The sequence below is a fragment of the Dellaglioa sp. CoH-57-MRSF-19 genome, from assembly GCF_056781975.1.
Window position 1 is genome coordinate 380,046 of sequence record NZ_JBXAXW010000001.1, and the last position, 14,532, is coordinate 394,577.

Genomic DNA, 14,532 nt, shown 5'->3' on the forward strand with positions numbered 1-14,532 from the left:
AGGGTAGAATAATGAATTTAGAAGCAATGATGCAGACTGTTCCTGGTGTAGATAACTGGCTAACAAATATTGAACCTAATACAAGACAATTGTTAACTGGACTAACGGGTTCAGCTAAAACATTGATGTTAGCTACTATTTTTAAAGATAAAAAAAAATCTATGTTGGTTGTGACAGATAATTTATTTCATGCAACACAATTAAATGAAGATTTAACTAACTTTATTAATGAAGAAGATGTGCTTACATTCCCAGTTGAAGAATTATTAGCTGCAGAACTGGCAACAAGTTCACCAGAATCTAAAAGTGAACGTGTCCAAACGCTTCAGGCTCTATTAGAAGGAACACCAAAGATTGTTGTAACATCAATCTCGGGGTTACGACGTTTTCTAGCACCTGTTTCAACGTGGAAACAAGCAACATTAAACTTAGCTGTTGGAAAAGATATTGATTTGAAAGCCACGGAAACTCAACTCTTTACGATGGGCTATCAACGTCAAAAGTTGGTTGAACGTCCTGGGGATTTTGCTGTACGTGGTTCTATCTTGGATATTTACCCATTGACCGTAGAAAACCCAATTAGACTAGATTTATTTGATACGGAAATAGATTCATTACGTTATTTTGATGTGACTAATCAACGAAGCTTAGAGAATGTGGACCAGATTCAAATTATACCCGCGACAGATTTTATTGCGACTGACGCTATGCTATTGGAAGCTAGTCAAACATTAAAAAAAGCGTATGGTGTTGAATATAAGCGATTAGATAATGATGATCAAGAGCGATTAGAATCAAATATTATGCCGCTTATGAGTGATTTTGAAAAAGGACGCTTAGCTCCGGAACATTTATTATTTAGCGATATTATTTATCAAGGTAAAACAAGTCTGTTAGATTACTTGGGTAGCAATGGTTTAATTGTAATGGACGATTATCCGAGATTATTAGAAGCTGAAAAGACGCTTAAACTAGATGAAGATAACTGGATGGCAGATAAGTTAAAAACACATCAAGTTTTGTCTACAAGTGTTTTTGGATTTGAATTACGAGATTTATTGAAAAATGAATCGCATGCTGAATTATTTCTGGCTCATTTTCAAAAAGGAATGGGTCACCTCAAATTTAATCAATTGATTGATGTACCAGGACATGCCATGCAACAATTTTTTAGCCAAATGCCATTACTTAAAACAGAAATGGATCGTTGGTTAAAAAAGAAACAGACTATTATTGTTATGGTTCAAGATAAAGAGCGACTTGATAAAGTCTCACAAACCTTGGATGATTTTGAGATTCCTTCTATCATGACGACTTTGGATAGCCTACAGTTAGGAAAAGTTCAGGTAGTAGAAGGTAACTTACAAGCTGGATTTGAATTGCCAATGGCAAACTTAGTTGTTGTGACAGAACATGAAATGTTTAACAAAGTCACTAAAAAACGTCCAAAACGCCAAACATTAGCGAATGCAGAACGCCTTAAAAGTTATCAAGATTTGAAACCAGGAGACTATGTGGTCCATGTTAATCATGGTATTGGACAGTTTATTGGAATGGAAACATTAGAAGTCGATGGTAAACATCAAGATTATATGACAATTTCTTATCGGGATGAAGCTAAATTATTTATTCCAGTAACCCAATTAAACATGGTTCAAAAGTATGTTTCTTCTGAATCTAAGTCACCTAGAATTAACAAATTGGGTGGTACTGAATGGACCAAAACGAAAAATAAAGTTGCTGCTAAAATTGAAGATATTGCTGATGATTTAGTTGCATTGTATGCTGAACGTGAAGCAGAAGTTGGATTTCAATTTTCAAAGGACAACGATTATCAGATGGAATTTGAAAATGCATTTCCATACTCTGAAACTGAAGATCAAATTAGAAGTTCAAATGAAATTAAGCACGATATGGAACAAAAGAAACCAATGGATCGTTTATTGATTGGTGATGTAGGTTTTGGGAAAACAGAAGTCGCGTTACGTGCCGCTTTTAAAGCCATTCAAGATAATAAACAGGTTGCTTTATTAGTGCCTACAACGGTGTTAGCGCAACAACATTACGAAACAATGATTAATCGATTCGAAGGATTTCCAGTTGAAATTGGGATTTTATCTCGTTTTAGAACAAAGAAACAACTTAAAGAAACAACTGATAAAATGGCTAGTGGTGCATTAGATATTGTCGTTGGGACACATCGAATTTTATCGAAAGATATTCAATTTGCTGATTTAGGATTGTTAATTGTTGATGAAGAGCAACGGTTTGGTGTGAAACATAAAGAACGACTCAAAGAGTTTAAGTCACAAGTGGACGTCTTAACGTTAACGGCAACGCCAATCCCAAGGACACTTAATATGTCGATGCTTGGGGTTCGCGATTTATCAGTAATTGAAACGGCACCATTGAACCGTTACCCAATTCAAACTTATGTAATGGAACAAAATGGTGGAACTATTCGAGATGGAATACAACGTGAACTTCAACGTGGTGGACAAGTTTTTTATTTGCATAATCGAGTTGAAGATATTGAAAAAGTAGTTTCAGAAATTGAGATTATGGTTCCTGAAGCTAGTGTCGCGTATATCCATGGTCAAATGACTGAAAATCAATTAGAAAATGTCTTGTATGATTTCATTCAAGGTGTCTATGATGTGTTGGTAACAACGACAATTATTGAAACGGGCGTAGATATTTCTAATGCTAATACATTATTTGTCGAAAATGCTGACCACATGGGATTGGCGCAACTTTACCAGTTACGTGGTCGTGTTGGTCGTAGTAGTCGAATTGCGTATGCCTACTTTATGTATAAACCTAATAAGGTTTTGACTGAAGTGAGCGAAAAACGCTTAGAAGCAATCAAAGACTTCACCGAATTGGGTTCTGGATTTAAAATTGCTATGCGAGATTTATCTATTCGTGGAGCAGGAAATCTATTGGGCCGACAACAACATGGTTTCATTGATTCTGTTGGATATGATTTATATACACAGATGTTGACAGAAGCTGTGAATAAAAAACAAGGTAAAAAAGCTGAGCCTAAATCAGATTCTGAAATTGACATTAATATTGAAGCTTATTTACCATCATCTTACATTGATGATCAGCGTCAAAAAATTGAAATTTATAAACGTATTCGACAGCTTGATAATTATGATCAATATTTGGAAGTACAAGGTGATTTAATTGATCGTTTCGGCGAATTTCCAACTGAAGTGAATAACTTAATGGAAATTGGCTTACTTAAATTATTTGCCGATAAGGCATTAGTTGATAAAATTAAAAAAGATAAAGACCAGTTAATTGTTTCTGTTTCAGAAAAAGGAACGACATTGCTGGGTACGGAAGCAATTTTCATGGCATTATCAGCAACAAAATTAAAAGCGTCATTAAAAACTCAGGGCAAACAAATGCGTGTGATTTTAGTGATTCAACCTAAGATGACTGAGACTGACTGGTTGATTGAATTACAAAACTTTATTCAAGCGTTAAGCGAATCCGTTGGGTCAGTGACTGCAGCTAACTAATAAAAAAGGAATCGAAATGATATGGGAAATAAGCAACTTAGACATTTAATGCGTGGTGCAATGATTCTATCGATTGCCTCACTAATTGCCAAGATTTTGAGTGCCATTTACCGAGTGCCATTCCAAAATTTAGTCGGAGATACGGGCTTCTATATTTATCAGCAAGTTTATCCTATTTATGGGATAGGGATGACTTTTGCTTTGACTGGATTTCCCGTCTACATTAGTAAGTTAATTGCTGAAGAGCCTTCGAAAGAAGATAAAATAAAATTGTCTCATGATATATTTATTGTTTTAAGTATATTTAGTTTAGTTATCTTTTCTGGCTTACAATTAGGAGCTTCATGGATTGCGACAGCTATGGGTGATGGACAGTTAGCAGGCTTAATTAAAAGTGTTTCATTTATGTTCTTATTTTTACCTGTTTTAGCAGTGGGACGTGGTTATTATCAAGGTATTTTTGAAATGAACAAAACTGCTGTCTCCCAAGTTGTTGAACAACTATTACGTGTTGGACTCATTATTTTAGCGGCATACATTGCGGTTGAAAATAATATGTCATTATATTCGATGGGAGCATGGGCAATGTTTGGGGCAACTATTGGTGCTATTGGCGCAAGTGTTTCTTTTATTCACTTTTACAGGGTTGAATTTAGGAAGACTAGGCTTCAAACAAACTGGCAAAGATTACTGATAACCTCTAAAAAATTATTTTCGGAGGGTCTTATCATCTGTCTATTTGCAGCAATGATGGTGCTATTACAATTAGTTGATTCATTCACAGTGAAAAACGGATTAGTGCACTTTGGTTATTCAAATAATATTGCAAAATCGTTAAAAGGAGTCTATGACCGTGCACAGCCTTTAGTACAACTTGGACTAGTTATTTCTGTTGGGTTCTCTTCGATGTTATTGCCATCTCTGGCTTCGGCCCGTCGTGAAAACCGAAAAAAGGATTTTCAACGATATGCTGGGATGTTAGTGCACATAACGGTGGCGTTATCGATGGCGGCAACCATCGGACTGATTGCTGTTATGCCACTTGTTAACCAATCTTTATTTGGGGATCAACTTCAAAATGGTACATTATCGGTTTATATGTTTAGTATTTTCTTAGCAGCAGTTATTGGAACATACAACAGCGTCCTACAGAGTCTGGGATTGTATCGTACGTCAGTCATTGCTTTGATTATCGGATTGTTACTTAAAATGAGTATTAATTTTTACCTAGTTTCTATATTAGGAACAGTTGGAGCAAGTATTGCGACAATCTTAAGTTTATTACTTGTATTAATTGCCATGTGGGTTATGTCACCCAGTGAGATTAGACAGTTACTAATTGATCCCAAATTTATGATGAAATTAACTTTAATTTGTGTAATTATGGGAATTGTGGTTTATTTATTAGATAATCAGTTAATTAATTGGACGAATGACAAGCGATTGTTGAGTGGCATTATAGCGCTCGTTTCTGGATCTATTGGTGCTGGAATATTTGGTGGTTTAGCAGTTAAATGGGAATTATTTTCGATTCGAGAATGGCTAAGCTTTCCATTTGGAAAACGTATTTTAAAAAAATTTATAAGATAAATAAAGGGGATTAACTAATGAGATTAGATAAATTTTTAAAAGTGTCACGTATTATTAAACGTCGTACAGTTGCAAAAGAAATTGCAGATAAGGGTCGAATTATGATTAATGATAAAATGGCAAAATCTTCAACAGATGTTGTTGTTGGGGATGAGTTAACAATCCAATTTGGTAATAAAACGCTGACTGTTCGAGTTATGGCGCTTAAAGAAACAACGAAAAAAGCAGAATCAATTGATTTATATGAAGTTGTTTCTGAAGTTTATACAGAAGAAAGTCGATAATTATCGATTTTTAATTGGAGTCCTTTATTGGGTTAGGAGACAAGATGGCCGATAATAAATCGAAAATTAAATTTTTAGATAATGATTTTATGAAAGCTAATAAAACAGAAAGAAAAAAAGATCAACGATTGGTAACTATTCACCGCCGCCGTATGATTGGATTAGGAGCTGTTTTAATAATTATAATCATTTTCTTTAGCGTACAGTTAATTTCAACCAAGCTTAAGGTTGCACATTATAAGCAAGAAACAGCAGTTGAACAAACGAAATTAAAAAAAGCTAAAGCAAATCAAAAAGATCTTAAATTTCAAATTAAACAATTAAATGATAACGATTATTTATTAAAATTAATTCGTGAAAAATATTATTTCTCTAAAAAAGGTGAAACTGTCTATAGTTTTCCTAGTGATAAAGCAAATTTAAAAAACTAATCAATCAGGGATAGAATTACCCGTGATTTAACTTTGTATCAAGGTTTATAGCGTGGTATACTAGTATGGTATATATATCTAAGGAGGAACAACTTTTTTATGTCTATTGAAGTCGGAGAGAAAGTTTCAGGTAAAGTTTCAGGAATTACAAATTTCGGTGCATTTATTGATTTGGGTGACAGAAAAACAGGATTAGTACATATTAGTGAAGTTTCTGATGGATTCATCAAAGATATTCATGATGCACTAACTGTTGGGGATGAAGTCACAGTTAAAGTTTTATCCATTGGCGACGATGGTAAGATAAGTTTATCAATACGAAAAGCTGTTGATAAGCCTCAAGTAACAGAAACAAAATCTCGTCCACAGAAAACATTTAATAAAGATACTCGCGCATCGACTGGTTCTCGTCCATCAAATGGTGGTAAGAATCGCTATCAGACTAAAAAAGTTGAACCTCAAAAAGATGACTTCGATTCATTGTTGTCAGGCTTTTTGAAAGATAGTGAAGATCGGTTAGTTTCATTAAAGAGAAGTACTGAAGGTAAGCGCGGTGGCCGTGGTGGCCGACGTAATTAATAACGAATTTTAAAGATGAGTGGTTGAAATGAAAATTTTAAACCACTCTTTTTTTAATGAAAAAAGGAGAAAAGTTTTGCTGAATACAAGATTTGAGGCTCAATATCGGCTACTTGGTAGTCCTGAAAAAATTCTGGTTGCTGTTTCAACAGGTGTTGATTCAATGGTCCTCATGGATTTGTTGCAACGATTACCAGATGAAATCCGGCCTGAGATAGGCGTTGCCTACATTGACCATCAATTAAGAGAGCAGAGCCGTATTGAAACTGAGTTCATCGAAAAGTATTGTCTAGATCATCAATTTAAATTATATAAAAAAGTTTGGCCAGTACATGAACATGGATTAAATGGTATTGAAAATGCAGCGCGCAAAATGAGATATGATTTTTTTGAGCAAATAATGGTATCAGAAACTTATGCAACGTTAATGACAGCGCATCAAGCAGATGACCAGCTCGAAACACTTGTTATGAAAGGAATTCGTGGCGGAGATATCAGACAGTTAACGGGTATCAGTCAAACTAGATCATTTGGACCAGGGATGTTAGTTAGACCGTTACTTTTGTTCACAAAACAGGCTATTCGGCAGTACGCAAAGCATGAAAACATTGTTTTTTTTGAAGATGAAACGAATCAATTAAGTGATTTTTTTAGAAATCGAGTTAGAAAAGAAATTATACCGAAAATGCTTGAAAATAATAAACAAGTAATTAAGCATGCACAAAGTTATGCAGATCAGTTAACGAACCTATTAGATTTAGCAGATGAAGCAATTAGTGAAAAAATAAAAGAAATCAAATATGCTTCAGGATTTAAAATAAAAATGTGGACCACGTTGGAAACAAGGTGGCAAAAGCCGATATTGAAAAAAATCGCTGAAGAACATGGTGTTTTCTTAAAAGAAGACCAAATACAGCAAATTAGCCAGTTACTGCTGAATGAAAAAAAACCACAGGGTGAACTTAATTTAGGTGATGATCAATTATTTGTTAAAAAATATGAGTACATGGATTTCATTCAAAAAGAGAAAATAATTGAAAGTACTTCTGAAAAAATAATACTCGGTATGAATTCATGGGTTAATTTAAATAATAATGAAAAAATTGGCGTATTTAAAGCTGAAGAGATTAATCTAGATGAAGTAACTATAAAAGATTATATGATGGTTGATCACTCTATTGTTGAAGAGGGGCTTAGCTTGAGACATCGGTTGCCAGGCGATTATATCGACATAGGAAATAGTGCAAAACAAAAAATAAAAAAAATATTTATTGATCAAAAAATAAGTAGTAATGACCGTAATCAGGCTTGGGTATTAGAAACTAATACTAAGCGAATCATTTGGTTAATAAATTATAAAAAATCTCAATTGTCAGACACCGTTGAAACTGATAAAATACAAGACATAATCGTTTTAAAAAAACAAGGTCAGGGAAGAGGCTAAAGTGTATGGATGAAGATATCAAAAAAGTTCTTTACAGTGAGCAAGAAATTCAAGATGTTACTCGGCGATTAGGAAAACAGATTACCGCTGATTATCAAGGCAAAAATCCATTGCTTGTTTGTATATTAAAGGGCGCCTATCTTTTTATGGCTGACATTGCTAAAAATGTTGCAGATTATGCAGAAGTTGATTTTATGAATGTTTCGAGCTATGGGGATGGTACCGTATCAACTGGTGAGATTAAGATTATCAAAGATTTAGATATTGATGTTAAAGGCAGAGATGTGATTATTGTTGAAGATATCGTGGATACAGGACAAACTTTAGCTTACTTAATCGATCTGTTTAACAATAGAAATGTAAAATCTGTTAAGGTTTGTTCGTTGTTGGACAAACCAGAAGGTCGTAAAGTGACTGTTAACGTTGATTATGCAGGATTTGAAGTTCCAAATGAATTTGTAGTTGGTTATGGATTAGATTATGCTGAAAAATATAGGAACTTACCATATATTGGCGTCTTGAAACCTGAAATTTATACAGAGTAAAATAATGGTCAAAGAATGTCAATTGTGATATAGTGTATCCTATTCAAACGATAGTTGAAATAAAAATAAAGAAAAACGGGCAGGAGAGTAGATATGAAAAACAATCCTAAAAATGGACTTTTTAAAAATAGTTTATTTTACATAGTTATCATGCTTGGGATAATGGGTGTAATGTACTTCTTTTTTGATGGAAACAGCAAAACGGAAACACAAGAAATTCAATCAAGTGAATTTGTCTCAAAATTACAATCAAACCAAGTGAAATCATTTGATATTCAACCATCAGGTGGTGTCTACAAAATAACAGGGACTTATAAGAAAGCTCAAACAGAAAAGAGCAAGGATACTGGGTTCTCATTAATTCCAGCTTCAAAGAAAACAACAAAAGTTAAAAACTTTACGTCAACAGTTATTCAAAATGATTCAAATATGGCACAAATTTTGAAATCATCTGAAGCAACAAAGACAAAAATGGATACAAAAGAAGAACAATCAGATAGTATCTGGTTGCAATTAGCAATTACGGTTATTCCACTTGTATTAATGGTCGGCTTTTTCTATCTTATGATGGGACAAGCAGGACAAGGTGGCGGTGGTGGCGGTAAGGTGATGAACTTTGGTAAATCAAAAACAAAACCTTCCGAGAAAAAAGATAATAAAGTTCGTTTTGCTGATGTTGCCGGTGCAGAAGAAGAAAAGCAAGAACTTGTTGAAGTTGTTGAATTCTTAAAATCACCACGCAAATTTGCTGATTTAGGCGCTCGAATCCCATCAGGTGTTCTCCTAGAGGGACCTCCTGGTACTGGTAAAACTTTACTCGCAAAAGCAGTAGCTGGTGAAGCTGAAGTACCATTTTATTCAATTTCCGGTTCTGATTTCGTAGAAATGTTTGTCGGTGTTGGGGCAAGTCGTGTACGTGATTTGTTCGAAAATGCTAAGAAAACTGCACCATCAATTATCTTTATTGATGAAATTGATGCTGTCGGACGTCGTCGTGGCTCTGGTACAGGTGGCGGTAATGATGAACGTGAACAAACATTGAACCAATTACTTGTTGAAATGGATGGATTTACGGGTACAGAAGGTGTGATTGTAATTGCAGCTACTAACCGTTCGGATGTTCTGGATCCAGCACTTTTACGTCCTGGTCGTTTTGATCGTAAAGTTTTAGTAGGTCGCCCAGATGTTAAGGGTCGTGAGGCTATTCTTAATGTTCATGCAAAAAACAAACCGTTAGCATCTGATGTTGATTTAAAAGTTATTGCTAAGCAGACACCTGGATTTGTTGGTGCTGATTTAGAAAATCTTTTAAATGAAGCTGCATTATTAGCTGCTCGTCGTAATAAATCAAAAATTGATGCAAGCGATATGGATGAAGCTGAGGATCGTGTTATTGCGGGACCAGCAAAACGTGATCGTACGATTAATGAAAAAGAACGTCAAACAGTTGCATTCCATGAAGCCGGACATACAATTGTTGGATTAGTCCTAAATGATGCTAGAGTTGTTCACAAAGTAACAATTGTCCCTCGAGGTCGTGCTGGCGGTTACGCAATCATGTTACCAAAAGAAGATCAAATGTTATTGTCTAAAAAAGATATGAGTGAACAAATTGCTGGATTAATGGGTGGACGTGCAGCTGAAGAAATTGTTTACAATGAACAATCTTCAGGCGCATCAAACGATTTCCAACAAGCAACACAAATGGCTCGCTCAATGGTTACTGAATATGGAATGAGTGAAAAACTCGGACCTGTTCAATTAGAAGGCAATAGCCAAATGTTCGCTGGTGGTTCAGGTCAACCAAGTGCTGCTTACTCAAGCAATACGGCTGACATTATTGATTCTGAGGTTCGTCGTCTATCTGAAGAAGGTATGAAACTTGCTAAAGAAATTATTGAAGCACATAGAGAACAGCATAAATTGATTGCTGATAAGTTATTAGAATTTGAAACACTTGATGAAAAAGAAATTTTAAGCTTGTTCGAAGATGGCAAAATGCCAGAAAAAGACGATGCAAATGAATTTCCGAGTGAAAAAGATGGTTCTTTTGAAGCAACAAAAAAAGAATTAGAACGTAAAGATGCAAAAAAAATAGCTGAAGAAACAGATGAAGTTGATTTATCTAAAACGGTTGTTTTTTACCCCAAAGTGAATAAAGACGATAAATAATCGTTACTTAAGAACTCCGATGGATTATCTATCGGAGTTCTTGTTGGTCTAAAATGAATTATTTAAGGAGAAAACGAATGAAAGATTATCTTGTAAAAAGTTTGGCCTTTGACGGTAAATTAAGAGTATATGCTGTTACTGCGACAAATACGGTTGCTGAAGCACAAAGGAGACATGACACATGGAGCGCAGCATCAGCTGCACTTGGGCGGAGCCTAATAGGAACATTATTACTAAGTACATCTACATTGTCAGCCGATGAAAAAATGACCGTTAAAATTAATGGTGATGGGCCAGTTGGTGCTATCGTAATTGATGGTAACGCTGATGGAACAGTTAAAGGATATCTGAGTGAACCCCACGTTCATTTACCATTAAATGAAAAAAATAAAATTGATGTTAAAGGTGCCGTTGGAACAACTGGATCAATGGCAGTAACAAAAGATATGGGTATGAAGGAACCGTTTACGGGACAAGTCCCATTGGTTTCAGGTGAACTTGGCGAAGACTTTACTTACTATTTAGCTAAATCAGAGCAGATTCCATCATCAGTTGGATTATCTGTATTTGTGAACACGGACAATACAATCGAAGTGGCCGGTGGGTTTATGATTCAAGTAATGCCTGGCGCAACTGATGAAGTTATCGATAATTTAGAAAAAAAATTAGCAGAAATGCCTATGATTTCAGAATTGCTAAGAGATGGTAAAACGCCAGAAGATATTATATATCTGATGTTTGGTAAAGAAAATGTTAATATCTTGGATACAATGCCAGTTGCGTTCGAATGTGATTGTTCAAAAGATAAATTTTACGGTTCATTAGCTAGTTTGCCAAAAAGCGATATCACTGAAATGATCGAATTGGATCATGGTGCCGAAGCTGTTTGTCGTTTTTGTGGAAATCGATATCAATATTCTGAAAATGAATTAATGAAATTATTAGAGGGTTCAGCTAAATAAATTTTATCAATATATGATTTGTGTTATGATACTAAACAATAGTAAGTGTAAAAAACGATGAGGTGAATAGAATGGAATGGAAAATTGGCGATATATTAATTCCTAATCAAGTAGTTGTTGCACCTATGGCAGGTGTAACAAATGCGGCATTCAGAATGATTTGTAAGGATTTTGGTGCTGGATTAGTAGTTTGTGAAATGATTTCTGATAAAGGAATCCAATTTAGAAATAAAAAAACGTTGAGCATGTTGTTTGTAGATCCAAGAGAACATCCAGTTAGCGTTCAAATTTTTGGCGGAGATAAGGAAACATTGGTTGCTGCTGCTAAGTTTGTTGAAGAACACACGTCAGCCGACATAGTCGATATTAATATGGGTTGCCCTGTACCTAAAGTAACAAAAACAGACGCAGGCGCACGTTGGTTGCTTGATCCAGATAAAGTATACGAAATGGTTGATGCGGTTACTAATGAGCTGTCAATTCCGGTAACAGTTAAAATGAGAACAGGCTGGGACGAAGATCATATTTTAGCAGTTGAAAATGCCTTAGCTGCTGAACAAGGTGGTGCAGCTGCACTTGCAATGCACGGAAGAACACGTTTCCAGTTGTATAATGGTAAAGCAGATTGGAATATTTTACATGAAGTTAAAAGTAATTTAAAAACAATTCCTTTTATGGGTAATGGTGATATTAAAACGCCACAAGATGCAAAGAAGATGTTAGATGAAGTCGGTGCCGACGCTGTTATGATAGGCCGTGCTGCATTAGGAAATCCGTGGATGATTAGGCAGACAGCAACGTACCTTGAAACAGGTGAACTCATTGCTGAACCTTCAGCATCTGATAAAATTTTAGTTGCTAAAGAACACTTGCACGCACTTTGCCAGATAAAGGGTGAGGTTATTGGACCTAAAGAATTCAGAAGTCAAGCAGCATACTACTTAAAAGGTATTTCGCGTTCAGCTCGTGCTAAAGCAGCATTGAATGAAGCAAATTCAGAAGCTACTATGATAACGATATTTGATAAATTTTTAGAAGATACAAAAGAACGTGAATTCAAATTAATGCAAAAAGAAGCATAGAATTAGTTGCATTTTATTGGGTTAATTGGCATGATAGTAAGTGAAATATGTAATTAAGTGAGGGATATAATATGGTAAAGCAAGAACAAAGTATGAATGATCAATTAAAGGTACGTCGTGAAAAAGTTGTTGAACTTCGCGAAGCAGGGGTCGATCCATTTGGACACCGCTTTGAACGTAAAGACATGACTAAAGCATTACATGATAAGTATGATGCATTAACTAAAGAAGAACTTGATGGTATGGATATCCAAGCTACTATCGCAGGTAGATTAATGTCTAAACGTGGTAAAGGTAAAGTGAGTTTCGCTGATATTCAGGATAAAGATGGACGTTTACAATTATATGTCCGTAAAGATGTTGTAGGTGAAGATACATATCATATCTTTAAACGTTCAGATATTGGTGATTTTGTTGGTATAACAGGTGATGTTATGAAAACAGATATGGGTGAATTAACGATTCGCCCAACAGAAGTTACTTTCCTATCAAAAGCATTACGACCATTACCAGATAAATTTCATGGTTTGCAAAATGTAGAACAAATCTATAGACAAAGATATCTTGATTTAATCACAAATCGTGAAAGCTTTGATCGATTTATGAAACGTAGTCAAATTATTTCAGCTGTAAGACGTTATTTAGATGGTAATGGATATATTGAGGTTGAAACGCCAGTACTGCATAACCAAGCAGGTGGAGCATCAGCTAAACCATTTACAACACATCATAATGCGTTAGATATTGAACTATACTTGAGAATTGCACTAGAATTACATTTAAAACGACTTATCGTTGGTGGAATGGAAAAAGTATACGAAATTGGTCGAGTGTTCCGTAATGAAGGAATTGATACAAAACATAATCCTGAGTTTACAATGCTTGAAACGTACGTTGCATACTATGACTTCCATGATGTAATGGATGAAACTGAAGGCATTTTTAAAGCAGTCGCAGATGTAATTTCAAATGACGGAATTATTGAATATGATGGAAAAAAAGTAGATTTTAATAAAAAATTTGCAAGAGTTCATATGGTAGATGCTATTAAGTCCGTAACTGGAGTGGATTTTTGGAAAGAAATGTCAGTTGAAGAAGCACAAAAATTGGCAGATGAACATCATGTTAAATATGAAACATATTGGAAAGTTGGCCATATCATTAATGAATTTTTCGAAAAATTTGTTGAAGATACAATTGTTGATCCTACTTTTGTTTATGGACATCCTTTAGAAATTTCGCCTTTAGCAAAGAAAAATGAAGATGATCCAAGATTTACGGATCGTTTTGAAATGTATATTTTAGGTACAGAATATGCTAATGCATTTACTGAGTTAAATGACCCCATTGATCAAAGAGAGCGATTTGAGTCCCAAGTTGAAGAACGTGAAGATGGTAACGATGAAGCGGAAGGAATCGATGAAGATTTCATTGAAGCACTCGAATATGGTATGCCACCAACAGGTGGTTTAGGAATTGGAATAGATAGGTTGGTTATGTTAATGACTGATGCACAATCTATCAGAGATGTGTTATTATTTCCAACTATGAGACCAGATGATAATCAATAAATATTTTTAAATTATTTTATAGGATTATTTTTGATGAATAATATTATATGAGAGTATTGTCGCTATGTGACAATACTCTTTTTTTACTTTTATTTCAGCAGTAAAAGTAATAATAAAACACGATGTACACGTTTACATTCATTGATTTAGATTTAATTTAAATAAAGGCTTGACGAAGGTGATTATTCTTGGTAAAGTAATAAACGTTGCTTCAGTAGTAAACAACTAATTCAAATGTGACCAGTTAATTAATTAAAAAAGTTCTTGACAATTAACGAAATCCTTGATATGATATAAAAGTTGTCAAAAGCAACCAAGTAGATCTTTGAAAACTGAACA

11 protein-coding genes are annotated in these 14,532 nt (G+C 34.7%); all 11 read left to right on the forward strand.

Annotated features, from left to right (window positions below; genetic code table 11):
* The first annotated feature begins 11 nt into the window (after positions 1-11).
* Positions 12-3,533 carry a transcription-repair coupling factor gene (gene mfd / locus AC1RO3_RS01775; RefSeq protein WP_481760855.1) on the forward strand — a complete coding sequence of 1,174 codons (3,522 nt, stop codon included), beginning with the start codon at positions 12-14 and terminating at the stop codon, positions 3,531-3,533.
* Positions 3,534-3,554: 21 nt separating this feature from the next.
* Positions 3,555-5,123, forward strand: a complete 1,569-nt coding sequence (locus AC1RO3_RS01780; RefSeq protein ID WP_481760854.1) for a putative polysaccharide biosynthesis protein — start codon at positions 3,555-3,557, stop codon at positions 5,121-5,123.
* Positions 5,124-5,140: 17 nt separating this feature from the next.
* A complete protein-coding gene (locus AC1RO3_RS01785) occupies positions 5,141-5,407 on the forward strand; it encodes an RNA-binding S4 domain-containing protein (RefSeq protein WP_481760853.1) in 267 nt (88 codons plus the stop codon).
* A gap of 44 nt (positions 5,408-5,451) precedes the next feature.
* Positions 5,452-5,838 (forward strand): FtsB family cell division protein, encoded by a 387-nt coding sequence (locus tag AC1RO3_RS01790; protein WP_481760852.1) that lies wholly within the window; start codon positions 5,452-5,454, stop codon positions 5,836-5,838.
* Between the two features lie 99 nt (positions 5,839-5,937).
* Positions 5,938-6,417 carry a S1 domain-containing RNA-binding protein gene (locus AC1RO3_RS01795; protein WP_481760851.1) on the forward strand — a complete coding sequence of 160 codons (480 nt, stop codon included), beginning with the start codon at positions 5,938-5,940 and terminating at the stop codon, positions 6,415-6,417.
* 76 nt (positions 6,418-6,493) lie between these two features.
* A complete protein-coding gene (tilS, locus tag AC1RO3_RS01800; protein ID WP_481760850.1) occupies positions 6,494-7,861 on the forward strand; it encodes a tRNA lysidine(34) synthetase TilS in 1,368 nt (455 codons plus the stop codon).
* A gap of 5 nt (positions 7,862-7,866) precedes the next feature.
* Positions 7,867-8,406 carry a hypoxanthine phosphoribosyltransferase gene (gene hpt / locus AC1RO3_RS01805; protein WP_409021576.1) on the forward strand — a complete coding sequence of 180 codons (540 nt, stop codon included), beginning with the start codon at positions 7,867-7,869 and terminating at the stop codon, positions 8,404-8,406.
* A gap of 93 nt (positions 8,407-8,499) precedes the next feature.
* A complete protein-coding gene (gene ftsH / locus AC1RO3_RS01810) occupies positions 8,500-10,578 on the forward strand; it encodes an ATP-dependent zinc metalloprotease FtsH (RefSeq protein ID WP_409021575.1) in 2,079 nt (692 codons plus the stop codon).
* A 77-nt stretch (positions 10,579-10,655) separates the two neighbouring features.
* The gene (gene hslO, locus AC1RO3_RS01815) at positions 10,656-11,540 is read left to right on the forward strand and encodes an Hsp33 family molecular chaperone HslO (RefSeq protein WP_481760849.1); all 885 of its coding nucleotides are present in this window, start codon (positions 10,656-10,658) and stop codon (positions 11,538-11,540) included.
* 71 nt (positions 11,541-11,611) lie between these two features.
* The gene (dusB, locus tag AC1RO3_RS01820; RefSeq protein WP_481760848.1) at positions 11,612-12,622 is read left to right on the forward strand and encodes a tRNA dihydrouridine synthase DusB; all 1,011 of its coding nucleotides are present in this window, start codon (positions 11,612-11,614) and stop codon (positions 12,620-12,622) included.
* Between the two features lie 71 nt (positions 12,623-12,693).
* Complete coding sequence (gene lysS / locus AC1RO3_RS01825) at positions 12,694-14,193, forward strand: lysine--tRNA ligase (protein WP_481760847.1); 1,500 nt, start codon at positions 12,694-12,696, stop codon at positions 14,191-14,193.
* The last annotated feature ends 339 nt before the right edge of the window (positions 14,194-14,532 follow it).

Excerpts from the sequence above, each read along its gene's own strand:
- dusB (WP_481760848.1), top strand. The coding sequence starts at position 11,612 with ATGGAATGGAAAATTGGCGATATATTAATTCCTAATCAAGTAGTTGTT.
- AC1RO3_RS01795 (WP_481760851.1), top strand. The coding sequence starts at position 5,938 with ATGTCTATTGAAGTCGGAGAGAAAGTTTCAGGTAAAGTTTCAGGAATT.
- AC1RO3_RS01785 (WP_481760853.1), top strand. The coding sequence starts at position 5,141 with ATGAGATTAGATAAATTTTTAAAAGTGTCACGTATTATTAAACGTCGT.
- ftsH (WP_409021575.1), top strand. The coding sequence starts at position 8,500 with ATGAAAAACAATCCTAAAAATGGACTTTTTAAAAATAGTTTATTTTAC.
- hpt (WP_409021576.1), top strand. The coding sequence starts at position 7,867 with ATGGATGAAGATATCAAAAAAGTTCTTTACAGTGAGCAAGAAATTCAA.
- lysS (WP_481760847.1), top strand. The coding sequence starts at position 12,694 with ATGGTAAAGCAAGAACAAAGTATGAATGATCAATTAAAGGTACGTCGT.
- mfd (WP_481760855.1), top strand. The coding sequence starts at position 12 with ATGAATTTAGAAGCAATGATGCAGACTGTTCCTGGTGTAGATAACTGG.
- AC1RO3_RS01790 (WP_481760852.1), top strand. The coding sequence starts at position 5,452 with ATGGCCGATAATAAATCGAAAATTAAATTTTTAGATAATGATTTTATG.
- AC1RO3_RS01780 (WP_481760854.1), top strand. The coding sequence starts at position 3,555 with ATGGGAAATAAGCAACTTAGACATTTAATGCGTGGTGCAATGATTCTA.
- hslO (WP_481760849.1), top strand. The coding sequence starts at position 10,656 with ATGAAAGATTATCTTGTAAAAAGTTTGGCCTTTGACGGTAAATTAAGA.